This is a genomic window from Micromonospora sp. KLBMP9576, assembly GCF_050941805.1.
Lineage (GTDB): Bacteria > Actinomycetota > Actinomycetes > Mycobacteriales > Micromonosporaceae > Micromonospora.
The window spans coordinates 2,844,004-2,867,725 of the sequence record NZ_CP194567.1; the positions used below are offsets into that span (position 1 = coordinate 2,844,004).

Consider the following 23,722-nt stretch of genomic DNA (forward strand, 5'->3'; position numbering starts at 1 on the left):
GGCACGCCCGGATTGGGCGGGTTTCGCGGCTCGCTCGTCGGGAAACGCGTGACGCATGCCTCACCGTCGAACCACGACGGGCGGTATCACCTCGACCGTGATTACGGTAAAAGCGAAGGCAATTCAACGCAGATCTGCCGGCGAAGCGAGGGAAACATGACGGAAGTCAAGCTCGATCACCCCGGTGGGCAGCTTTCGATGCCGGTGCATTCCGCGGTCGAGGGCCCCGCCGGCATCGGGGTGGGCAAGCTGCTGAAGGAAACCGGGATGACGACGTACGACCCCGGTTTCGTCAACACCGCGGCCTGTTCGTCCGCCATCACCTACATCGACGGTGACGCGGGCATCCTGCGCTACCGTGGGTACCCGATCGAGCAACTCGCGGAGAAGTCCTCCTTCCTGGAGGTCTCCTACCTGTTGATCTACGGCGAGCTGCCGACCGAGCAGCAACTGACCGACTTCACCGAGCGGATCCGCCGGCACTCGCTGCTGCACGAGGAGATGCGCCGCTTCTTCGACGGCTTCCCGCGCGACGCGCACCCGATGGCCGTGCTCTCCTCGGCCGTGAGCGCCATCTCCACCTTCTACCAGGACAGCCTGGACCCGTTCGACGCCTCGCACGTCGAGATGTCCACGGTGCGGCTCATGGCGAAGGTCCCGACGATCGCCTCGTACGCGTACAAGAAGTCGATCGGCCAGCCGCTGCTGTACCCGGACAACTCGCTGGGCTACGTCGAGAACTTCCTGCGGGGGACCTTCGGCGTGCCGGCCGAGCAGTACGAGGTCGACCCGGTGATGGCCAAGGTGCTGGACATGCTGTTCATCCTGCACGCCGACCACGAGCAGAACTGCTCCACGTCGACCGTGCGGCTGGTCGGCTCCAGCAACGCCAACCTCTTCGCCTCGGTCTCGGCGGGCGTGAACGCGCTCTTCGGCCCGCTGCACGGAGGCGCCAACCAGGCCGTGCTGGAGATGCTGCAGAAGATCCAGCTCGACGGCGGCGACGTCGGGTCCTTCGTCCGCAAGGTGAAGGACAAGCAGGACGGCGTGAAGCTGATGGGCTTCGGCCACCGGGTCTACAAGAACTACGACCCGCGCGCGGCGATCGTGAAGAAGGCGGCCCAGGACGTGCTCGGCCGGATGGCCAAGCCGGACCCGCTGCTGGACATCGCGATGCAGTTGGAGGAGATCGCGCTGGCCGACGAGTTCTTCGTCTCCCGCAAGCTCTATCCGAACGTGGACTTCTACACCGGCCTGATCTACAAGGCCATGGGCTTCCCGACCAAGATGTTCACGGTGCTCTTCGCGCTGGGCCGGCTCCCGGGCTGGATCGCCCAGTGGCGCGAGATGATCAACGACCCGGAGACCAAGATCGGTCGCCCGCGGCAGCTCTACGTCGGTGCCCCCGAGCGGGACTACACCCCGTTCGCCCAGCGCTGAGCCCCACCCGTACCGACGGCGAAGGCCGCCGACCCGCACCGGGTCGGCGGCCTTCGCCGTGTCGAGCCGCACCGCCCACGGCCGGCGCCACGTCCTGCCCGGCGGCGCTTTGACCGCGGTGGCGACGCGAGGGGCAGCGGAGGGGCGCCCGCCGGGGCCGGCGGGCGCCCCTCGTCGCGTCAGCGCAGGCCGGCGGCGGCCAGGAGGTTGCCCTCGGCGATGGCCGGCAGGCCGCGTACCCGGGTGACCCGCTCGGCGGCGAACGCACCGGTGGTGGCGATCGCCGACGCGTAGGCGGCGGCCGTGCGCTGCGCGATGGCCGGCCAGCCGTACCGCTCGTGCACCATGACGCGGGCCCGGCGGGCGAGCGTGCGCGCCCGGTCCCGGTCCGACAGCAACGCGTCGATGGCCTCGGTCAGCCCGTCCGGGTCGTGCGGCCGGAAGGTCACCCCGGTCACCCCCGGCTCGACGATCTCGGCGAGCCCGCCGGTCGCGGCGACCGCCAGGGGAGCGCCGGCGGCGGCGCCCTCCAGGGCGACCATCCCGAACGGCTCGTAGATGCTCGGCACGGCGAAGCAGTCCGACGCGGCCATCACGGCGGGCAGGTCGGTGCCGCCGAGGAAGCCCGGCAGGCTGACGGTGCCGCCGAGGCCCAGGCGGTGCACCTCGGTCTCCAGTTCGCCGCGGTACGGCCCGTCGCCGACGATGACGGCCCGCAGGCCGGGGTGCCGCTCGCGCAGCCGGGGCAGCCCGGCGATCAGGTGCTGCACGCCCTTCTCGTAGACCAGCCGGCCGGCGAAGGTGACCAGCGGGCCGTCCCCGGCGAACCGGGCGCGGGCCTGCGCGACGGCGGCGGCCGGAACCCGCCAGCGGTGCGGCTCGACGCCGTTTGGCACCACGTCGACGCGGCCGGCCGGCACGCCGAAGAGCCCGGTCACCTCGTCGCGCATGTAGCCGGAGCAGACGATGACCCGGCCCGACTCGCCGGCCAGCCAGTGCTCGACGCCGTGGATGGTGCGGTTCATCTCCTCGGGCAGCCAACCCTGGTGCCGGCCGGCCTCGGTGGCGTGGATGGTGCTGACCAGGGGGATGTCGAGGTGTTCGCGCAGGGTCATCGCGGTGTGCGCGACGAGCCAGTCGTGGGCGTGGATGACGTCGTAGGTGCCGGCCTCGGTGGCGCGTAGGGCGGCGCGGGTGAGGGTGTGGTTGAAGGCCATCGTCCAGGCCAGCAGGGATGAGGTGGCCAGGGGGAAGGTGACCGGGTCCTCGGCGGCGCGGACGATGCGGACGCCGTCGGCGTACTCCTCCAGGGGTGCGCCCTCGCTGTGCCGGGTGACGACGGTGACGTCGTGCCCGGCGGCGGCGAGGGCGACCGAGAGGGCGTGCACGTGCCGGCCGAGGCCGCCGACGAGGACCGGCGGGTACTCCCAGGAGAGCATGAGGATGCGGCGGGTCTGCGGGGGCGTGCCTGTCGCCGAGGTGGGCGTCGGGACCTGGGGCCGGGAGGTGAGGGTGGGCCGGTGGGCCCGGCCCGGGCTGGTGGTGGGCTGCTCGCCGACCCGCAGGGTCGTCACATCTGTCTCCGTCCGTGCAGGGTGGTACGCGCCGGCATCGGTGGCGGCGGAACGTCGGTGGGGGTGGCCGAGGGGCCGAGTGGGGGGCGCGCGCGTGCACGCCCCGCGAACAAGCAAAGAGCATCCCGGTCGATCCCGCATCTCGAAAGGGGCCAAGGTGACGGACGACACCTGAAGGTCTAGGTCGCATCAGTCGGGTGGATTCCGGTCATCGGCCGATCGGCCGGTGGGTGCCGGGACGCAAAAAACCGGCCGCCGACCCCGTACGCGGGGGTCGGCGGCCGGTGGCGGCGGCCCGTGGGGGCGGGCTGCCACTCAGTGGGCGTGGTCCTCCTCGTGGGCGGTCTCCGGCAGGCTGCCGAGCACCTTGTTGATCACGTGGATGCGGGCGCCGGTCGCCCGGTAGTCGGCGCAGACCGTCTCGGCCCGGTCGGCCAGCCGGGCCCCCGGCTCGGCGGCGGTGACGGTGAGCGCGGTGCCGGCGAGGGTGGTGACGAAGCCGGCGGCCACCAGCTCGGCGACCGGGCGGGCCCCGGCGACCAGGTGGTCGCGTAGCAGCCCGCGCAGCGTGTCGGTGTCCTTGAGCAGCAGCTCGTCGAGGTTGGCGGTGGAGAAGCTGGCCCGGAAGGCGTCGTCGGTGGGGGCGAGGATGGTCAGCCCCCCGGGGGCGGAGAGTTCCCCGCCCATCCCGGTGGCCCGGACGGCCGCCTCGAACGTCGCGAGCACGGGAATCCAGGTGAGGGCCTGCGCGGGTGGCTGGCTGGCGAGGGAGCCCGGGTTGCCCGGCTCGGTGCCCGAGGGCAGCGTTGCGCAGAGCGGTCCGCTGACGGCGGCCGGTGTGGGGTCGCCGGTGGCCCGGGTCGCGGCGGGCCGGTCCCGCGACGAGCCGGTGCACCCGGCGACCGCGAGCAGGAGGGCCAGGGTCGCCCCGGTCACCGCCCGGCGGCGGGCGACCCGGGTCGGGGGACCGGGGCGCGGCCCCGGGGTACGGGTGTCGGGCACGTCTTCTCCACTCCACGGCCGGTGCGGGGGGTGCCGGCAGGTCGGCCCAGCCGACCTGCCGGCACCCTGTTCAGGCGGGAATCAGCAGGTCACAGCCGTGCGCACTGGCCCAACTTCAGGCCCCGCACGCTGTTGGCGACCTCCATGTTCATCGGCGCCTCGGCGTTGCCGAGGCAGGTCAGCGCGCCCTTGACGGTGTTGCCGGCCACCAGCGCGGCGGTGCCATTGCCGGCGGAGACGCCGACCAGGCCGGTCAGCTCGTTGCCGACCAGGACGACCGGGCCGCGGGTGGCGGTGGCGAGCACCGAGCCCTTGACCGTGCTGTCGGTGATGACGACCCCGGCGGCGCCGACGGCGTTCACCGGACCGTGCAGCGAGCTGCCGTTGACGATGAGGGTGGCGCCGGGGCGCACCTGGATCGGCCCCCGCACGGTGGCGCCGTCGAGGCAGGCGACGCCGGAGACGACCAGCGGGCCGTTGCGGGTGCCGGTCAGGGTGGGGGCGATCCGCTCGCCGGCGACCAGGCCCTCGACGGCCTGCTCGTCGAGCAGCAGCGGGATCAGGCCCCGCTCGGGCTGGGAGAGCGGGACCAGGTAGCCGTCGGCGACCTTGATCACCTTCCAGCCGTGGGCGGCGATGCGCTGGGCGGCCGTGGTGCGCCCGCCCTCCGGGCCGTCGGTCCGCTCACCGTGGTACTGCTCCTCGGTCAGCTTGTACGCGCACGGCGGCTGCTCGAGGATGCGCTCCGGGGTGGGGGCGTCCGCCGGCGGCGGGGCCTCGCCCGGGTGCGGGGCGGGGTACGCCTCGATCTTCCGGGAGCCCCGGAACACGATCCGGCCCTCGTTGGCGGACTGGAAGGTGATCGCCTCCGCGCGGGCGGAGGTGATGTCCTTGACGTTGGCGCCGTGGTACGTGAAGAACTCGTTGAACGTCCAGAGCGCGGAGTACGTCTTGCGCCGGCGGTTGTTCGCGGTGTTGCTCTCGTCGGGCCGGGTCGGTCCGCCGGAGCTGCGCAGCTCCAGCAGGGAGTTGACGACGTTCTTCAGGCCGAGGGTGTTGCGCAGGATGGTCTCTTCGCTCAGACCCACGGTGGCGTTGGAGGTGCAGCCGTAGGGGCAGGCCCACCAGCCGTCCTTGGCGCCCTGGGTGTACATGTGGCCCTCGATCATGTCCTGCGACTCGTCGAAGATCCCCTGCGCCACGTTCTGGTGCCGCGGCGGCAGCATCGGCAGGTCACCGGTGTTGACGTTGCCGTACTCGTGGCCGTCGTAGCCGGCGATCGGCCGGTAGTCGCGGACCATGGCGGCGAGGGCGCGGGTCTCCGGCTGGCGGATCAGCGAGTGGTCCCGGTTGAGGTCCTGGCCGGTGGAGTTGCCGCGGGTGTTGTTGGCCCGCCCGTCGCCGTTGAGCGTGGGCACGATCAGCATGGTGGTCTTCGACAGCAGGTCGAGGGTCCTGCTGTCCTTGGCGAAGGCGAGCTGCCGGGCCATGATCAGGCAGGCCTCGCGGTCGCCCGGCTCGTTGCCGTGCACGTTGCAGTTGACCATCAGGGGGTTGCTCGCGGCCACGGCCTTCGCGGTCGCCGGCGGCTTGGGGTAGCCGATGACGAGCATGTTGATCGGCCGGTCCTGGACGGTACGGCCGATCTCCACCACCCGGACGCGGTCGCTGGCCGCGTCGATCGCGGCGGTGTACGCGTACTCGTTGACGTCGCTGGTGTACTGCGCGCCCAGGGTGTCCTCCCACTGGGTGCGCAGGCCCTCACCGGGGGTGCCCGGGTTGCCCCAGTGCGCCCGGGTGGTGCCGCTGACCGGCGCGGAGTAGGGCTGGGCCTCGGTGCCGAAGCGCGCCCGGACCCGCCACTGGAAGCGGTCGCCGGGAACGAAGCCGGCGTCGGCGAAGGTCGGCTCGGTGTTGTTGATCTGGCGGTTGGGGCGCCAGACGCCGGCGATCACCGGCGTGCCGGGGGTGCCGTCCTCGGCGTGGGGGGTCCGCTCGATCTGGTAGTCGGTGGCGCCGTCCACCAGGTCCCACGCCAGCGTGGCGTATCCGTCGCCCTGGGTGACCTTGAGGCCCTGCACCTGGTTCGGCTCCGCCTGCTGCTGGGCCGCGGTGGGCTGCGGCTGCGCCTGCGCGGGCACCGCCGTCGCCACCATGGTGGCGACGAGCAGCGCGGAGAACACACCTGCCGTTGTCCGTCTGTATCGCAAAGGGGGGATCTCCAAACAGGAGGTGGGCGGGGGTTGTGTGCCCCAGCACACTCGCACGCGGCACGCCGTTGGCGCATCACGAGGGTTTCTTGAGCATCACCTGAGATTGCGGCAGGGCCGGCGCGGGCGTGCCCCGATCACCGCCACCCGCACCGGCATCGGATACCCAGCCCGCTGGCCCGCCCCGCTCACCGACGGTGCCCGCAGGCGCACGCGTCCGGTGGCCGGGGCCGTGCCCGGTCAGCCGGCGCGTAGCCGGTAGCCGACGCCGCGGACGGTCTCGACCAGGCCGGCGTCGTCGAGCTTGCCGCGCAGGGCCGCGACGTGGACGTCGAGGTTGTGCCGGCTGGCCCAGGTGGTCTGCCAGACGTCAAGCTGCAACCGGTCGCGGGGTACCACCGCGCCGGCCTGTCGGGCCAACGCCATCAGCAGGTCGAACTCCTTGCGGGCCAGGCCGACCTCGCGTTCGCCCACCCAGACCCGCCGGGCGTCGACGTCGATGCGCAGCGTGCCGACCCGCAGTTCGCTGGTGGTGCTGCGGGCGCTGCGGGCGGTGCGGCGCAGCACCGCCTCGATGCGGGCCTCCAGTTCCATCATGGAGAACGGCTTGACGACGTAGTCGTCGGCGCCGGCACGCAGGCCGGCGACCCGGTCGTGCTCCTCGGCGCGGGCGCTGACCGCGATGATGGCGACGTCCTCGTCGAGCTGGCGCAGCCGCCGGCACACCTCGAGCCCGTCGCGGTCGGGCAGGTTGAGATCCAGCAGGACCAGGTCGACCGGGTCGGCCCGGACCGCCTCGGCCGCCGTCAGCGCCGACACGACCTCGTGCCCCCGGCGGCGCAGGGCCTTGGAGAGGGCAGCCGCCACGCGCAGGTCGTCTTCCACCAGCAGCACCCGCACACGCATCCCCCTCGGGCCTCGTCCCAGCCGGGTCCTGCGAGTCTGTCCGATGATCAGCGCCGCGACCAGTGCGGATGCAAGATCGTAATCAGCGACGGCCGGACCGCGTACGGTGGCGAACGCCGACGTCGTTACCAGTCGGGCCAGTTTCGGCCATCCGCCGATCGGGTGGATTGGCGACCGAAGCGGCGGGGCAATACCCGGGCGCGCGCCGTCGGCCTCGCCGAGCGGTGCGTTCATGGTGCGGTGCGCGCTCATGATCTTGGTTCGAAGGAGCGACATGCAGGTCTGGCCGGGGCAGCGCTACCCGCTGGGAGCCACCTACGACGGGATGGGCACCAACTTCGCGATCTTCTCCGAGGTGGCCGAGCGGATCGAGCTGTGCCTGTTCGACGAGTGGGACACCGGGGCGGAACGCCGCGTCGAGCTGCGGGAGGTCGACGCGTACGTGTGGCACGCGTACATCCCCGGCATCGAGCCGGGGCAGCGCTACGGCTACCGCGTGCACGGCCCGTACGACCCCGCCAACGGGGTGCGCTGCAACCCGGCGAAGCTGCTGCTCGACCCGTACGCCAAGGCCGTCGACGGCGACGTGCGGTGGGACCCGGCCGTCTACGACTACGAGCACGGCGACCCGGAGCGCATGAACACCCGCGACTCGGCGGCGTTCATGCCGAAGTCGGTGGTGGTCAACCCGTACTTCGACTGGGGCAACGACTCCCCGCCCCGCACCCCCTACCACCACTCGGTGATCTACGAGGCGCACGTGCGTGGCCTGACGATGCGCCACCCGGACATCCCCGAGGAACTGCGCGGCACGTACGCCGGCCTCGCCTCGCCGCCGATGATCGAGCACCTGACGAAGCTCGGCGTGACCGCCGTCGAGCTGATGCCGGTGCACCAGTTCGTGCACGACCACCGGCTGTCCGACATGGGGCTGCGCAACTACTGGGGTTACAACACCATCGGCTTCTTCGCCCCGCACCACGGCTACTCGGCGCTCGGGCACCTCGGCCAGCAGGTGCAGGAGTTCCGGGGCATGGTCAAGGCGCTGCACGCCGCCGGCATCGAGGTCATCCTCGACGTGGTCTACAACCACACCGCCGAGGGCAACCACCTCGGCCCGACGCTGAGCTTCAAGGGCGTCGACAACCCCAGCTACTACCGGCTCAGCGAGTCCGACCGGCGCTACTACGTCGACTACACCGGCACCGGCAACAGCCTCAACGTCCGCAGCCCCCACTCGCTGCAACTGATCATGGATTCGCTGCGCTACTGGGTGACCGAGATGCACGTCGACGGGTTCCGCTTCGACCTCGCGGCCACCCTCGCCCGCGAGTTCTACGAGGTCGACCGCCTCTCCACCTTCTTCGAGGTGGTGCAGCAGGACCCGGTGGTCAGCCAGGTCAAGCTCATCGCCGAGCCGTGGGACGTCGGGCCGGGCGGCTACCAGGTGGGCAACTTCCCGCCGGTGTGGACCGAGTGGAACGGCAAGTACCGCGACACCGTGCGCGACTTCTGGCGCGGCGAGCCCGCCACCCTCGCCGAGTTCGCCTCCCGCATCTCCGGCTCCGCCGACCTCTACCAGGACGACGGTCGCCGCCCGTTCCACAGCATCAACTTCGTCACCTGCCACGACGGGTTCACGCTGCGCGACCTGGTGTCGTACAACGACAAGCACAACGAGGCCAACGGTGAGGAGAACCGCGACGGGGAGAGCCACAACCGGTCGTGGAACTGCGGCGTCGAGGGCGACACCGACGACGAGAACGTACGCGCCCTGCGCGCCCGCCAGCGCCGCAACTTCCTGGCCACCCTGGTGCTTTCCCAGGGCGTACCGATGATCGGCCACGGCGACGAGCTGGGCCGCACCCAACGCGGCAACAACAACGCCTACTGCCAGGACAGCGAGCTGGCCTGGGTCGACTGGGACGACGTCGACACCGACCTGCTGGAGTTCACCCGCAAACTCGTCGACTTCCGCCGCCGCCACCAGGTGTTCCGCCGCCGCCGCTTCTTCACCGGCTTCACCGTACGCAGCCGCGAGGTCGACGAGCCCCTGCCGGACCTGGCCTGGTACACCCCCGACGGGCGGGAGATGACCGGCGAGGACTGGGGCAACGACTTCGGCCGCTCCGTCGCGCTCTTCGTCAACGGCGAGGGCATCCGCGAGCGCGGCCCGTACGGCCAGCGCCACGTCGACAGCTCCTTCCTGCTCTGCTTCAACGCCCACGACGCGCCGCTGGACTTCACCGTGCCCGGCCCCGAGTTCGGCCAGCGCTGGGAACTGGTGATCAGCACCGCCGAACCGGAACCGGAGAAGACCACCGTCGTCGAGGCGGGCCACACCCTCTGCGTACCCGACCGGTGCGTGGTGGTGCTGGAGAGGATCACCTGACATGTCGGACACCCCTCGATCCCACGCCCACGCGCCGGCCCCCCGGGTGGGCGCCACCTACCGGGTGCAGGTGCGCCCCGGCTTCGACCTGGACACCACCGCGGCGCTCGCCGACTACCTCGCCGCCCTCGGCGTCACCCACCTCTACAGCGCGCCCCTGCTGACGGCCACCCCCGGCTCCGCGCACGGCTACGACGTGGTCGACCACCGCGCCGTCAACCCCGAGCTGGGCGGCGAGGCGGCCCGGGCGCGGCTGCTGGCGGCGCTGCGCGCCACCGGCCTCGGCCTGGTCGTCGACATCGTGCCCAACCACGCCGGGGTGGCCGTGCCCGCCGCGAACCCCGCCTGGTGGGACGTGCTGCGCCGGGGCCGCGGCTCCGCGTACGCGAACTGGTTCGACGTCGACTGGGACCGGGGCCGGCTGCTGCTGCCGGCGCTGGCCGACTCCCCGGCCGCCCTCGACGACCTCACGCTCGCCGACGGGGAGCTGCGCTACCACGAGCACCGCTTCCCGGTCGCCGACGGCACCGGCGACGGCACCCCCCGCGAGGTGCACGACCGGCAGCACTACGAGCTGGTCTCCTGGCGGCGCGGCGACGCCGAACTGACGTACCGCCGGTTCTTCGCCGTCTCCGGCCTGGCCGGGCTGCGGGTCGAGGACCCGGAGGTCTTCGCCGCCACCCACGAGCTGGTCCTGCGCTGGGCGGCGGCCGGCGAGATCGACGGCATCCGCGTCGACCACCCCGACGGGCTGCGCGACCCGGCCGGCTACCTGGCCCGGCTGCGCGCCGCCGCGCCCGACGCCTGGCTGATCGTGGAGAAGATCCTGGAGTACGGCGAGGAGCTGCCGGACTGGCCGGTGCACGGCACCACCGGCTACGACGCCCTCGTCGCCGCCGGCGGGCTCTTCGTCGACCCCGACGCCGAGGGCGACTTCACCGCCCTCGACACCCACCTGACCGGCCGGCGCACCTCCTGGCAGGACCTCACCCACGACACGAAGCTGGAAGCCGCCACCCGGCTGCTGTCGGCGGAGCTGACCCGGCTCGCCGCGCTCGCCGGTGACGTCGAGCGCGACGCCGCCCGCGCGGGCCTGGCCGAGCTGGCTGCCGCCTTCGCCGTCTACCGGGGCTACCCGCCGCACGGCGCCCGGCACCTGGCCGCCGCCCGCGCCGAGGCCGGCCGCCGCCGCCCCGACCTGACCGCCGCCCTGGACGCGCTGACCCGCCGGCTGCGCGACCCCGACGACGAGCTGGCGCGGCGCTTCCCACAGTTCACCGGCGCGGTCATGGCAAAGGGCGTGGAGGACACCGCCTTCTACCGGTGGAGCCGCTTCGTCGCGCTCAACGAGGTCGGCGGCAGCCCCGCCCACTTCGGGGTGCCGCCGGCCGAATTCCACCGCTTCGCCGCCGCCCGGCAGGTGCGCTGGCCGGCCAGCATGACCACCCTCTCCACCCACGACACGAAGCGCTCCGAGGACGTGCGGGCCCGCCTCGCCGTGCTCAGCGAGCTGCCGGGCCGCTGGGCCGACCTGGTCACCCGGTGGGCGGACCGCGCCCCACTGCCCGACCCGGCCTTCGCGCACCTGCTCTGGCAGACCGCCGTCGGCGCCTGGCCCATCGAGCGCGAGCGCCTGCACGCGTACGCCGAGAAGGCCGCCCGGGAGGCGTCGGTGTCGACGAGCTGGGCTGACCCCGACCCCGCCTTCGAGGACGCCATGCACGCCGTCGTCGACGCCATGTACGACGACCCGCGGCTACCCGCCGAGCTGACCGCGTTCGCCGACGAGATCACCCCCGCCGGCTGGTCCAACTCGCTGGGCCAGAAGCTCGTGCAGCTCGCCATGCCCGGCATACCCGACACCTACCAGGGCACCGAGCTGTGGGACAACTCCCTGGTCGATCCCGACAACCGCCGTCCGGTCGACTTCGCCGTACGCCGGGAGATGCTGGCCCGCCTCGACGCCGGCGCGACCCCGCCCGTCGACGCGTCCGGCGCGGCGAAGCTGCTCGTGGTGTCGCGGACCCTGCGGCTGCGCCGCGACCGTCCCGAGCTGTTCACCGGCTACCGGCCGGTGCCCGCCCAGGGCCCCGCCGGGCGGCACGCGCTCGCCTTCGACCGGGGCGGCGCGATCGCCGTCGCCACCCGGCTGCCGCTGGGCCTGGCCCGCGCCGGCGGCTGGGGCGACACCACCCTGTCGCTTCCCGTTCACGAAATGACCGACGTGTTCACCGGCCGGGTCCACGGTGGCGGGCAGACCCCGCTGGCGGATCTGTTGGCCACCTATCCCGTCGCGCTGCTGGCTCCCACCACCGAGTCCGTGGAGGCTTCGTCATGACCGAGTTCACGGTGTGGGCGCCCCGGGCCAGCCGCCTGCGGTTGCGCCTGCCCGGCGACACCGACCACGAGATGCGCGTCGGTCCCGACGGCTGGTGGCGCGTCGAGGTGCCCACCGCCGACCCCGGCACCGACTACGCGTTCCTGCTCGACGACGACGATCGGGCCCTGCCCGACCCCCGCTCCCCGTGGCAGCCGCACGGCGTGCACGGCCCGAGCCGCCGCTACGACCACGCCGCGTTCGAGTGGACCGACCAGTCCTGGACGGGCCGGCAACTGCCCGGCAGCGTCCTCTACGAGCTGCACGTCGGCACGTTCACCCCCGAGGGCACCTTCGACGCCGCCATCGGCCGCCTCGACCACCTCGTCGACCTCGGCGTCGACCTGATCGAGCTGCTGCCCGTCAACGCCTTCAACGGCGAGCACAACTGGGGCTACGACGGGGTCTGCTGGTATGCCCCGCACCAGCCCTACGGGGGGCCGGACGGCCTGAAACGCCTCGTCGACGCCGCCCACGCGAAGGGGCTGGGGGTGATCCTCGACGTCGTCTACAACCATTTCGGGCCCTCCGGGGCCTACGCGCCGATGTTCGCGCCGTACCTCACCGAGCAGAGCAACACCTGGGGCCGCACCGTCAACCTCGACGGCCCGCACTCCGACGGCGTGCGCCGCTACATCGTCGACAGCATCCTCATGTGGCTACGCGACTACCACGTCGACGGGCTGCGCCTCGACGCCGTGCACGCCATGCCCGACTCCCGCGCCACACCCTGGCTGGAGCAGGTCGCGATCGAGGTCGAGGCCCTCGCCACCCACCTGGGCCGGCCGCTGTCGCTGATCGCCGAGTCCGACCTCAACGACCCCCGGCTCATCACCCCCCGCGAGGCCGGCGGCTTCGGCCTGCACGCCCAGTGGAACGACGACGCCCACCACGCCCTGCACACCCTGCTCACCGGTGAGCGGCAGGGCTACTACGGCGACTTCGGCTCCCTGGAGTGCCTCACCGACGTGCTGACCGGCGGCTTCTTCCACGCCGGCACCTTCTCCAGCTTCCGCGACCGCCACCACGGCCGGCCGGTGGACCGGCAGCGCACCCCGGGGCACCGGTTCGTCGCGTACCTGCAGAACCACGACCAGATCGGCAACCGGGCCACGGGCGACCGGATCTCCGCGTCGCTGTCGCCCGCCCTGCTCCGGGTCGGGGCGACGCTGCTGTTCACCGCGCCGTTCACGCCGATGCTGTTCATGGGGGAGGAGTGGGCGGCGTCCACCCCGTGGCAGTTCTTCACCAGCCACCCCGAACCGGAGCTGGCGACCGCCGTCGCCGTCGGCCGCAAGCGGGAGTTCGCCGACCACGGCTGGGCCTCCGATGACGTCCCCGACCCGCAGGACCCGCAGACCTTCGTCCGCTCCCGGCTCGACTGGTCCGAGCTGGACAAACCCGAACACCGCGGGATGTACGAGTTCCACCGGCGGCTCATCGCGCTGCGCAAGAGCCGCGCCGACCTGTCCGACCCGAGGCTGCACAGCGTCGAGGCGCGCCACGGCGACCAGTTCCTGGTGCTGCGCCGGGGCGAGACGCTGGTGGTGGCGAACCTGGCCGCCAAGCCGCAGCGGGTCACCCTGCCGGGGGTGGCGCGGCGGGTGCTGCTGGCCACGGGGGAGGGGGTCACGGTGACCCGGGACCGCATCGACTTGCCGGCCGAGACGGCGGCGGTCGTGGCGCTCTGACCGTCGGGCGTGTCGGCCAGCAGGCGCCGTGGCCCGTGCGCTCCGTGGCCCGTGTACTCCGTGGCCCGTGCGCTCCGTGGCCACACCGGCCGCTCGACTCAGCCGACGAGGCTGGCTATCACGGCATGCCAGCGCGGGTCGACGGGCAGGTCCCCACCCATGTGCGCGGCGAAGATCGAGGGATGGCCGGCGAACCGGAGGGCCCGATCGAGGGGCACCCAGGCAGGGCCACGACTCGTGTCGTTCGCCGTGGCGGCCGCGCTGATCTGCTCGACCGCCTGGTGGTCGCCGCGGCGCAGCGCCCGGAACACGGCAACGGTCCACTCCCGCCAGCCGACAGGCTCGGTGTCGGCGCGTACCCGGTCGATCTCGGCGGCGGTCGCGGCGGCGAGGTCGTCGTCCGGCAGTTGCAGTACCGCCTTGGCGGTGAGCGCGGTGCGGAGACCGAGCCGCAGGCCGTACCAGTCGCTTCTGGCGATCATGTCGTCGCAGGCCTCGACGGTGGTGCGCCCGGCGACGGCGGAACGCCAGAGCGCCGCACTCTCGTTCTCCAGCGCCACCCGGTGTCTGCCCCGGCTCCGCAGGTGCTCGGCCCGCAGGCGGGGGCCGACGATCGCCTCGACGAGGTCGCCCCGTTCCCAGGCGAGGTCGCTGACCAACCGCCGGATCTCCGTCTCTTCGCTCGGCGGCGACTCCCGCAGGTGCCGCTCGAGTTCGTCGAACCGGCGCAGCGACAGCAACGTGAGACAGACCTGGTAGCGGATGAGGGAGGACTGGGGCTCGGCGGCGAGCAGAGAACGGAGGATGGCCAGGGCGGCCTCCGCCTCACCCTGGCCGCGCAGCGTGTAGCTGAGGAACAACCGCGTGGCGCGGGCGATGTCGGGCGGCAGCGGGGTGTCGAGCAGCCTCCGGAAGTGGGCGACCCGGTCCTGGGAGGTGCCGCCACGGTAAGCGTCGAAGAAACGGGCGAGGTTGCCTATCCAGGTGTCCTCGTTCGCCGGCGGAAGTCGCTCGGCGGTACGGCTCATCGCGGGCATCTCGAAGAGGGACCTGCGTAGCCAGTCCGCCCTGAGGTCGTGATCCGCGCAGAGCCGGGCCGCCAACTCCAGCACGGCAAGCCGTCGCTCGACATCCTCCGGCGCCTCGTCGTGTCTGTTGCGCAGCCCCGCCAGCAGGTCGCCGGCGCGACGCCGTCGGTCCTCAGCCGTCCAGGCACCCGGTTCGGTCACCGCCTCGTCGCGAAGCGCAGCCCGGACGGCGTCGTGCAGCCGGAACGGGAACCACCGATTGTCCTGCTCCTTGACGAGGGTACGCGCGCAGAACCGGACGGCGTCGCCCTCGCTGCGCCCGGCCGCCTCGGCCAGCAGTGGCGCGTCGAACTGCGGCAGCAGACCCGCCGTGCGGGTGATGTCCCGCTCGGCCTCGGGCAGGTCGGCGAGGATCCGGGTGACCAGGGTGGGCAGCGGCCCGCCGAACAGCTCCGGGTCCGGCGCCTGCCCGGCCTGCCGGGCGATGGACAGCGACAGGTCCAGATAGAGCGGCAGACCGTGGGCACCGTCCCGGATGCGCCTGATGACGTCGGGGCTCAGCTCGGGGTTGCCCCGGCTGCCGGAGGCGTGCTCCAGGAACCGGGTGACATCCACATCGGCAAGGTCCCCGACCAGGTGTTGCCGCGGTTCCGTCGCCGTCCGCAGGTGCAGGCCCGGCCAGACGTGCGCCCCGGTCGCCCGCAGGACCGGCACGGCGGAGTCCGCCCAGTCGAGGCTGCGGCGCGTGGTCATGACCCACAACACGCCGGGCGTCAGATGCACGATGCGATTGAGCAGGCTCTCCTGCGTACGGTCGCCACCCTGGACGTATTCGACCGCGTCGGCGAACGCCACGACGAGCGCCCGCTCCGGGCGCACCAGCCGTTCCAGATCCCAGGACAGCAGCCCGGCGAGGGTGGCGGCCACCCACGGCGTGGCCTGGCGGCCAGCTTCCTCGGCGATGACCGACAGGGGCGCACAACCCCGCAGCATCCGGTCGCGCAGCCGCCCCTGGCGAATGGCGTTGATGACCGCCAGCCCAACCCGGACCGTCAGTTGCCCCGCGCCGAGCCCGTAACCGGCCTTGCCGACCGCATCTCCCACCGTGTCGATGATCTGGCCGCGCACGTCGAACCCGGAACGGTTGCGGAACTCGGGCAGCGGGCTACCCGGCCGGGCGTGCGACCACCAGGCGGCGAGACCCAGATCGAAGGCCGGGAAGGGCCGCCCCGGGCCCGCCACCGCCGAGCGCAGGGCGAGCACCGCACCTATCGCGTCGACCGTGTGGGAGCCGTGGAAGTCCAGCCGGGCGCAGCGCACCTGGTGGTCGAAGCGGAGCGGTTCGGGCCAGTCTGTGCCGCCGGCCGCCTCTCCCGCGAGCCAGCGTTCGAGCCGGTGGGACAGCTCGGTCTTGCCGATGCCACCCACGCCGTAGAAGGTGAGCACGTTGTTGCGTACGGGGCGGCGCAGTACGGCACGCCCGTCGAGCACATTCGACAGATGACTCAGCACCGCCACCGAAAAGGCCGTGCTCTCCGGCACGCGATCGGCGAAGAGGTCAAGGGCAGACCACCCCGGCTCGAACACGTCGTCCAGACTCACTGGTCGTCCAACTCTCTCCCTCGACGGACACACGAGTCCCGTCAAGCAGAGCACAGTGGAGGGCCGGGACGCAGCCCGTCCGATGGTCGGATAGACAACTCGACATGCCGGTGTGCAGGCGGCGTTCCTGTCGGCGCAGGGTCATCCCCCGGACCACTGGCCATCGCGCCGCCGCGGACGATCCCGGCGGGGCAGCCGTTACCGGCCGGGCGGGCGACGGCGCCGGCGACGCCGGTCCGCCGCCGGGGCGCGGGTGCCGGCGGCGCGGAGCTGGTGCTGCCGGCGGCGCTCGGTCAGGGCGAGCACCACCAGCGATCCCACGCAGCCGGCGACTCCGACCCAACCGGCCCACCACCAGAACGGGCTCTGGATCTCCGCCTTTCGGGACAACACCCAGACGACCGAGCCCAGCCGCCGGCCCTGCTGCCGCTCGGGCGCGAGGTACGTGCCGACGGCGACGAGCAGCGCGGAGACGAGGACGCCGGGCATCGCGCTGCCCCGGGCCCGCGACGACCCGGCCGGCAGGTTGGCCGTGTAGCGCTGCCACACCCTGACCAGCCCGAACAGCACCACCGAGACACCCGCTCCGAGCAGGCATCCCGCGGCGGCAACCGTCGCCAGGTGCGCGTCGGCCGCCAGCGCCAGCGCGCCCTCCGCCACCCCCAGCGCCGCCACCGGCACCATCAGGGCGGCGCTGGCCAACATCGCCCCACCCGCGCCGGGCTGACCCCCGACGGACAGGAACACCGCCGCGACCAGGGGCACCACCGCCAGCCCGGCGACAAGGACCTGGGCGTACGGGGACTCCCACGGACCCGCGCCCCGATCGAGCAGGGCCAGCAGCGACGTGATCGTGGCGTGCGCCGCGAGGCAGCGCCAGAGCACGGGGTCGCGCCAGCGGATCATCGTCGCGCCCGCGAACGGATGGGCGGCAGGCGGTCCGGGGGGTTCGCGGGTCACGCCGACATGGTGACAGGCGTACGCAGGCCCAGGCTCCGGCCCGCCTGGCGGTGCGGGCCGGGCGTGGTCAGCCGGCGTCCAGCACCTCTCGCAGCCGCACCGCGAACTCGGCGGGCTTGCCCGCGTAACCGAACTCGCCGTCGAGGAAGCCGCCGTGGTGGCTCGGGAACACCACGGCCTCCTGGCCGAGCAGTTCCGCGATGGCGACGGCCGTACGCGCCGTGTAGGTCCCCGCCGTCTCCTCGCCGACCGCGATCACGACCCGGGTCGGCGCGGCGGCGAGCGCCTGCGCGTCCGGGCGGTAGTCGGAAATCGCCCAGGATGCCTTCGACAGCAGCGGGTCGTCGCGGGAGCCGTCGTCGTCGGTCGGCAGGCCGAACGCCGCCGGGTCGGGCGCGGGCTGGGCGAAGTAGGCGTCGGTGAACTCGCCCTGCCAGGAGACCATGGCCATGAAGGCGGCCATGCCCGCGCCCGTGCCCCGCGCCTGGTACGCCTCGTGGAAGGCGGCCCGGGCGCGCTCGGCGGCCCCGGCGTCCGGGAGCACGGAGTTGATCGGCGGCTCGTGCGCCACCAGCGTGCCGACGTCGCCGGGGTGGGCCGTGACCAGTTCGAGTGCGGTCACTGCGCCGCCGCTGCTGGCGAACACGTCGACCGGGCCGGTGCTGAGCGCCTCGATCAGCAGGTGCAGGTCGGCCGCCTGGGTCTGCGGCGTGTGATCCGACCGGCCGTCCCTGCGGACGCTGCGGCCCAGCCCCCGGGGGTCGTAGGTGACGACCGTCCGGTCGGTGAAGTGGGGGGCGAGCGCGGCGAAGCCCTCCGCCGTCATCGGTTGGCCGATCATGAGCAGCGTGCGGTGCCCGCCGGAGCCGGGCAGCGGGTCCCGGACGTCGTAGACCAGGTCGACGTCGGGCGCGGTGAGCGTGCGCGTCTGGCTTTTCGTCATGCCCGGCAGCCTATGGCCGACGGCCGACAGAACGTGCTGAGCGCGCCCGTGCGGGGCGGTCCCGCTGGGCGACGCCGACCGCCTCGCCTGTGCGCCCGCGGGCACCGACCGCCGGCCGTCACCGGATCCGACCCGCCTGCCACATCCCGCGGGTCATCTCGTACTCGACCTCGCCCTGCTCCGTGCCCGGCAGCGGGTCGTCCCAGGAGGGGAAGTACGTGCGGACGTGGCGCATGCCGACGGCCTCCAGCACGCGTCGCGAGCCGGCGTTCACCGTCATGGTCTGCGCGATCACCCGGGCCTGTCCGACGGTGTCGAAGGCGTGCCGCAGCAGGATCCGGGACGCCTCGCTGGCCAGCCCTCTTCCCCAGCACCGGCGGGACAGGCGGTATCCCAGGTCGGCGACGGTCGGGTCGTCGGGCTGGTCGGGGCCGTGCGCGGGCGGAAGCATCATGAGCCCGACGAAGTCGCCGTCCTCCTCGCGTGCCGGCCGTACCGAGCCGCGTGCCCCGCCGTCGGTGCCGAACGCCATCCAGAAGCCCAGGCCGTCCACCTTCTCGGCCAGGCCCAGCCGCCCCGCGTGCGACGCGGCCACCTCGTCGCGGGACCGGGCCCGGCCGAAGAGGTAGCGCAGCACCTCGGGATCGGAGTCGAGCTGCACCTCCAGCTCCAGGTGCCGGTCGGCGAGGGGGACCATCAGCAGGCGAGCGGACCGCAAGATCGGTTGAACCATGTCGGCAGGGTCGCACGGGGCCGCCGGGGGGCGCGACCGGGATTCGGGCACGCCAACCCCGGTGGGCTGGCGTGCCCGCGTCCCTCAGTCGAGGCCCGGGGTCACTGGAAGCGGATGAACCGGGAGAACTGGCTGTCGGCGGTGCCCACGGACACCGTCCGGTGGCTGTACGCGTACGCGGTGGCGTAGTTGTATTCGTCGACCTCGAAGGTGCCGTTCGAGTTCACCTTCGTGACGAAGGCGACGTGGCCGTACTCGCCGCCGAGGCGCACCGCGATGTCACCGGCCTCCGGGGTGTTGTGCACCGGTACGCCGGCGCGCCCGGCGGCGCCGGCCCAGTTCTTGGCGTTGCCCCAGCTCTGGCCCCCGTACTGGCCGGTGAAGGGCACGCCGACCCGGCTGCGCAGCGCCCAGGCCGCGAAGCTGGTGCACTGCCCCTTGTAGAAGTACCAGGGGTCGTTGCCCGAAGTCTGCCCCTTGTACGGGTAGTCGTCCCTGGCCGGGTAGGTCCCCCCGGTGGCGAGCGCCTGGTGGGAGGCGTTGTTGTTCTTCAGCGTGGCGTTCAGGTTCGTCTTCGCGCCGGGCGCGAAGTCCTGGTACGCGTAGGAGGCGTCGTAGCCGGTGTTGAAGTAGACCCGCACGGTGCTGCCGGTGCGGTTCCACGCGGAGGCGGCGTTGTTCTTGACGCACAGGCCCTGGCCGCTGCCGGCGCCCTTGAACTCGTAGCAGTCGGGCTGGGTCGAGCCGTACTCGGCCAGCGAACCGACGTGGTCGGAGAGTGACCCCGCGTGGTCGCTGTTGTAGTAGTAACAGAACTCGCCGGTGTCGCAGATCCCGTCGCGGGCGGCCGCCTGCGCGGGCGTGGCGACCGCCAGGACGCCGAGGGTCGCGCCGAGCACGCTGGTGGCGAGGGCGCCGAGAAGACGGGTGGAGATCCTGGGCATGTCCGCTGTCCTTTTCCGGAGGGTGTGACGGAGGGGCCACCCTACAAGTCAAGATCACCGTCCACACCCGATATACGTCGCGCCCGCGTACGCCATGATCTGCCGTATGGAGTTCTTCTGCTACCACCGCGACCGGCGCGACTCCCTGGCCCTGCGCCTGGAACTGCGGGAGGAGCACTGGTCCTTCATGGACCGGCACGCGGCCGGGATGATCGCGCGCGGTCCGACCCTCGCCGCCGACGGGGAGACGCCGACCGGCAGCGTGCACATCGTCGACCTGCCGGACGCCGCCGCCGCGCGGGCGTTCGCCTTCGACGAGCCCGGCTACCAGGCCGGGGTGTACCGGGACGTGCTGCTGCGCCGGTGGCACAACACGTTGGGGCGCACCATGTGGGACTTCCCCGGGGGTCGTACGGGCGGCAACCGCTATCTGGTGCTCGGCCTCGGCGCGGGGCGGGCCGCCGAGGTGGACGTGTGCCCGGAGCGGGACGACCTGATCGCGTACGGGCCGCTGCTGTCCGACGACGGCGGCACCTGGCTGGGCACGGCGGCGCTCATCCGGGCGGAGGGCCCGGAGCGGGCGCGGGCCGTGCTGACCTCGGGCCGGTACGCCGACGTCGAGGTCCACGACTGGGTCTTCGGCGGGCGGCCGGCGTGACCGCTGGCGGCTCAGCGGGGACGCCGGGTGATCGGGTCAGCAGTCGCCGGCCTGCCGGCACGCCTCGGTCGCCCCGGCCAGCGCGGCGGCGGTGATGGCGCGGGCGGCGTCGCCGAGCGCGGAGAGCTGGCCGGGGGTGAGCACGTCGATGACGAGGCGACGCGCCTCGCGGGCGTGACCCGGGGCGATCTCCTCGAGCTTCGCCATGCCGGTGTCGGTGAGCAGGGCCTTCGCGCGCCGGCCACCCCGGTCGGCGTAGCTGCGCCGCTCCACCCAGCCGGACCGTTCGAGCCGGGTGATCGCGTGGGAGAGCCGGGAGAGCGACCCCTGGGCCAGCTCGGCCAGCTCGCTGAGGCCGAGGGTGCGTTCGGGCGCTTCGGAGAGGGCCGCGAGCACCTGGTATTCGAAGAGGTTCACGCCCGCGTCCCGCCTGAGCTGCGCGTCCATCGCCGGGGGCAGGGTCGCCAGCAGTGCGACCAGGGAGCGCCAGTCGCGCTGCTGGTCGCCCGACAGCCACGGCACGTCGTTCCGGCCGGCGGTCTCGCTGGTGGTGTCGGCGCTCACAGGTGGAACCCTATCCCACCACTTGAACATTCAAGTTGAGGTACGTAGCTTCTACTTGAACATTCAAGCCGCGCTCACCCGCCAGGAGATCCGCATGTCCCTGCTCCGCGTCGACGCCAGCATCCAGGGCGACCGCTCCGCCAGCGGCGCGCTCGCCGACCTCGTCCTCGACGAGTTCACCGCCGCCCGCCCCGAGGTGCCGGTCGTGCGGCGTCACCTCGGTCAGGACCCGCTGCCCGCGACCACCTGGGCCGCCGCGATCTCCGGCGGCTTCACGGCGGAAGGGGACCGCACCCCCGCCCAGCGCGAGGCGCTCGCCACCGCCGAGCAGATCGCCACCGAACTGCGCCAGGCCACGAGCGCCGTCCTCGCCCTGCCGCTCTACAACTTCGGCGTCTCACAGCACGCGAAGACCTGGCTCGACCTGGCCCTCGCCGGCGCGCCCCAGGGCACCCCTCTGCTCGAAGGGACGCCGACGGTCCTGGTCACCACCCGCGGCGGCGCCTACGGCCCCGGCACCCCGCGCGAGGGCTGGGACCACAACATCGACTACCTGCGCCGGATCCTCGCCGACATCTGGGGCGCCGACCTCACGGTGGTCGAGCGGGAGTTCACCCTCGTCGGCGTGAACCCCGCCCTCGACGAGTTCGCCGAGGTGGCCTCGATGATGCGCAAGGCCGCCGAGTCGGCAGCGGCCCAGGCCGGCGCGGCACTCGCCGCCCGCTACGCCGCCTGAGCCAGGTACCGCCGCGACCGACCGCCGACCACCTGACGGCCGTCGACACCGGCAGCCGGCCCCGGGGTCACTCCCGAGGTGTCAGGTAGCCCCGCGAGAAGGCCGTGGCCACGGCCGCCGCCCGGTCGTTGACCCCGAGCTTCGCGTACGCGTGCAGCAGGTGCGTCTTGACCGTCGCCTCGCTGATGAAGAGCTGCTTCGCCGCCTCGCGGTTCGTCGCGCCGCGGGCGATCAGCTCCAGGACCTCCAGCTCCCGCTGCGACAGCGGCTCCGAGGCCGGCTGCCGCATCTGACGCATGAGCCGGGTCGCGACGGCGGGGGAGAGCGCCGCCTGCCCCTGCGCGGCGGCCTCCACCGCGCGGAACAGCTCCTGACTCGGCGCGTCCTTCAGCAGGTAGCCGGTGGCACCGGCCTCGATGGCGGGCAACACGTCGCTGTCGGTGTCGTAGGTCGTCAGCACCAGCACGCGGGCCGGCACCCCGCGTTTCGCCAGCTCCCTGATGGCGGTGACACCGTCGACCCTCGGCATCCGCAAATCCATCAGGATCACGTCGGGTCGGAGCGCCTCCCCGGCGGCGACGGCCTCCGCGCCGTCACCCGCCTCGCCGAGCACCTCGAAGCGCGCATCGGCACTGAACATGCCCCGCAGCCCGTTGCGCACCACGGGATGGTCGTCGACGATCAGCAGCGAGATCACAGCCCGGCCCCCGCGGGGATGGCCGGCACGGTCGCCGAGATCGCCGTGCCGCCACCAGGTTCCGACTCGATCTCCAACCGCCCCGCGAGGCGCTGCACCCGCTGCCGCATGCCGGCGAGCCCGAACCCCCCGTCCGTGGCACCGCTGGCCCGCCTGACAGCCGGCTCGAAACCCACCCCGTCGTCGCGTACGTCCAACGTCACCAGGTCCTCCATGTACGACAGGGTCAGGCCGACCCGGCTGGCGTGCGCGTGCTTGGCCACGTTGGTGAGCGCCTCCTGCGCGGCCCGCAGCAGCGTCACCTCGACATCGGCGTGCATCGGGCGGGGGTCGCCGGTGGTGGTCAGCGACGCGTCGATGTGGTGCACCTGCGACCACCGCCGCGTCACGTCGCTGATCGCGTCCGGCAGCCGGGCGTCGGCGAGCACCTCCGGCTGCACCGCGTGAACCGTCCGGCGGGCCTCGGTGAGGCTGTCGCGGGCCAGGTTCATCGCGTTCGTCACGTGCCGGCCCCACGTCCGGGGCCTGTCGGCCGTCTGCTCGGCGGCCTGGAGCTGGGTGAGGATGCCGGCGAGGCCCTGGGCCAGCGTGTCGTGAATCTCCCGCGCCATCCGCTGCCGCTCGTCGAGCACCCCAGCCTCGCGCGCCTGCACCAGCAGTTGGGCGTGCAGGCCGGCGTTCTCCGCGAGCGCCGCCTCCAGCTTGACGTTGGCCTCGTGCAACTCGGCGAGCGCCTGCTTCTGCCGGTGGTTACGCCGGTCGTCCAGCTCGGCGAAGCGGAAGAACGACCCGGCCAGGACGATGATGACCAGGGAGAGGACCAACCACTCGTCGACTTCGGCGCCGGCCATGCCGCCCGTGGAGGACGCGGCCTGGATCATCGCCGTGGCGGCGACCCCGACGTAGCGCCAGCGGCCCTTCAGGAACAGAAACGCGTGGACGTAGCCGACGAAGGTGAAGATGCCGTACCAGGGGGCGAGCGCCACCACGCTCGCCCCCAACACGATCAACCCCGCGTAGTAGAGGCCCATCAGCGGACCACTGCGGTGCCACCGCGGGCGCGCGTGGAACCAGGCCACCCAGAGCGCGATCACGAGCGTGAGCCCGAGCACCACCGGGAGGTTCAGCGGCACGTCCCACAGCGGCAGCAGCAGCGTGATGAGGGTGCAGACCGACAGGAGGAAGTATGGCAGGACGTTGAAGAACACCGTCTCGTTGCGTTCCCAGCGGTCGAACTCCGCACGCAGCTCGGCCTCGATGCTCAC

At 72.7% G+C, this 23,722-nt stretch carries 18 protein-coding genes; 6 read left to right on the forward strand and 12 right to left on the reverse strand.

What is annotated here, in order from left to right; genetic code table 11:
* Positions 1-156 precede the first annotated feature (156 nt).
* The gene (locus tag ACQ452_RS12710; protein ID WP_433393381.1) at positions 157-1,440 is read left to right on the forward strand and encodes a citrate synthase; all 1,284 of its coding nucleotides are present in this window, start codon (positions 157-159) and stop codon (positions 1,438-1,440) included.
* A 179-nt stretch (positions 1,441-1,619) separates the two neighbouring features.
* Here the strand turns inward: ACQ452_RS12710 and ACQ452_RS12715 are convergent, their stop codons facing one another.
* The 4 genes from ACQ452_RS12715 to ACQ452_RS12730 form a co-directional block, all read right to left on the reverse strand.
* Entirely contained in the window at positions 1,620-3,014 is a 1,395-nt protein-coding gene (locus tag ACQ452_RS12715; protein WP_433393382.1) for a glycosyltransferase family 4 protein, read from the reverse strand.
* Between the two features lie 315 nt (positions 3,015-3,329).
* Positions 3,330-4,016: a fasciclin domain-containing protein gene (locus ACQ452_RS12720; protein WP_433393384.1), complete on the reverse strand. Its 687-nt coding sequence runs from the start codon at positions 4,014-4,016 to the stop codon at positions 3,330-3,332.
* A gap of 89 nt (positions 4,017-4,105) precedes the next feature.
* Entirely contained in the window at positions 4,106-6,199 is a 2,094-nt protein-coding gene (locus ACQ452_RS12725) for a M14 family zinc carboxypeptidase (protein WP_433393386.1), read from the reverse strand.
* 267 nt (positions 6,200-6,466) lie between these two features.
* Positions 6,467-7,132: a response regulator transcription factor gene (locus ACQ452_RS12730; RefSeq protein WP_433393388.1), complete on the reverse strand. Its 666-nt coding sequence runs from the start codon at positions 7,130-7,132 to the stop codon at positions 6,467-6,469.
* Positions 7,133-7,406: 274 nt separating this feature from the next.
* Here ACQ452_RS12730 and glgX point away from each other — a divergent pair, with 274 nt between their 5' ends.
* Genes glgX through treZ form a run of 3 tightly spaced genes read left to right on the forward strand, consistent with a single transcriptional unit; the run spans position 7,407 to position 13,592 of the window.
* Positions 7,407-9,524, forward strand: a complete 2,118-nt coding sequence (glgX, locus tag ACQ452_RS12735) for a glycogen debranching protein GlgX (protein ID WP_433393390.1) — start codon at positions 7,407-7,409, stop codon at positions 9,522-9,524.
* Position 9,525: 1 nt separating this feature from the next.
* Complete coding sequence (gene treY, locus ACQ452_RS12740; protein WP_433393391.1) at positions 9,526-11,862, forward strand: malto-oligosyltrehalose synthase; 2,337 nt, start codon at positions 9,526-9,528, stop codon at positions 11,860-11,862.
* The gene (gene treZ / locus ACQ452_RS12745) at positions 11,859-13,592 is read left to right on the forward strand and encodes a malto-oligosyltrehalose trehalohydrolase (protein ID WP_433393393.1); all 1,734 of its coding nucleotides are present in this window, start codon (positions 11,859-11,861) and stop codon (positions 13,590-13,592) included. Before treY ends, treZ begins: the two co-directional genes overlap by 4 nt.
* Before the next feature lie 98 nt (positions 13,593-13,690).
* On the opposite strand, the gene ACQ452_RS12750 is transcribed toward treZ, so the two are convergent.
* The 5 genes from ACQ452_RS12750 to ACQ452_RS12770 all read right to left on the reverse strand — a co-directional run bounded on the left by ACQ452_RS12750 (position 13,691) and on the right by ACQ452_RS12770 (position 19,802).
* Positions 13,691-16,222 carry a hypothetical protein gene (locus tag ACQ452_RS12750; RefSeq protein WP_433393394.1) on the reverse strand — a complete coding sequence of 844 codons (2,532 nt, stop codon included), beginning with the start codon at positions 16,220-16,222 and terminating at the stop codon, positions 13,691-13,693.
* A 198-nt stretch (positions 16,223-16,420) separates the two neighbouring features.
* Positions 16,421-17,182, reverse strand: a complete 762-nt coding sequence (locus tag ACQ452_RS12755) for a hypothetical protein (protein ID WP_433393395.1) — start codon at positions 17,180-17,182, stop codon at positions 16,421-16,423.
* Between the two features lie 67 nt (positions 17,183-17,249).
* Positions 17,250-18,125, reverse strand: a complete 876-nt coding sequence (locus ACQ452_RS12760) for an alpha/beta fold hydrolase (protein ID WP_433393397.1) — start codon at positions 18,123-18,125, stop codon at positions 17,250-17,252.
* Positions 18,126-18,243: 118 nt separating this feature from the next.
* Positions 18,244-18,858, reverse strand: coding sequence for a GNAT family N-acetyltransferase (locus ACQ452_RS12765; RefSeq protein ID WP_433393399.1), 615 nt, complete (start codon positions 18,856-18,858; stop codon positions 18,244-18,246).
* 101 nt (positions 18,859-18,959) lie between these two features.
* On the reverse strand, positions 18,960-19,802 hold the full coding sequence (locus ACQ452_RS12770) for a CHAP domain-containing protein (RefSeq protein WP_433393401.1): 843 nt from the start codon (positions 19,800-19,802) through the stop codon (positions 18,960-18,962).
* Positions 19,803-19,908: 106 nt separating this feature from the next.
* Between ACQ452_RS12770 and ACQ452_RS12775 the strand changes: the two genes are divergently transcribed.
* Positions 19,909-20,460: a YciI family protein gene (locus ACQ452_RS12775; RefSeq protein WP_433393403.1), complete on the forward strand. Its 552-nt coding sequence runs from the start codon at positions 19,909-19,911 to the stop codon at positions 20,458-20,460.
* A 36-nt stretch (positions 20,461-20,496) separates the two neighbouring features.
* On the opposite strand, the gene ACQ452_RS12780 is transcribed toward ACQ452_RS12775, so the two are convergent.
* Positions 20,497-21,024 (reverse strand): MarR family winged helix-turn-helix transcriptional regulator, encoded by a 528-nt coding sequence (locus ACQ452_RS12780; RefSeq protein WP_433393405.1) that lies wholly within the window; start codon positions 21,022-21,024, stop codon positions 20,497-20,499.
* Positions 21,025-21,118: 94 nt separating this feature from the next.
* On the opposite strand from ACQ452_RS12780, the gene ACQ452_RS12785 reads away from it, so the two are divergent.
* Entirely contained in the window at positions 21,119-21,760 is a 642-nt protein-coding gene (locus tag ACQ452_RS12785; protein WP_433393407.1) for an FMN-dependent NADH-azoreductase, read from the forward strand.
* Between the two features lie 67 nt (positions 21,761-21,827).
* Here the strand turns inward: ACQ452_RS12785 and ACQ452_RS12790 are convergent, their stop codons facing one another.
* Together ACQ452_RS12790 and ACQ452_RS12795 are read right to left on the reverse strand one after the other, a co-directional pair.
* Positions 21,828-22,457, reverse strand: a complete 630-nt coding sequence (locus ACQ452_RS12790) for a response regulator (RefSeq protein WP_433393408.1) — start codon at positions 22,455-22,457, stop codon at positions 21,828-21,830.
* Positions 22,454-23,722, reverse strand: coding sequence for a sensor histidine kinase (locus ACQ452_RS12795; protein ID WP_433393410.1), 1,269 nt, complete (start codon positions 23,720-23,722; stop codon positions 22,454-22,456). The genes ACQ452_RS12790 and ACQ452_RS12795 overlap by 4 nt, the downstream gene beginning before the upstream one ends.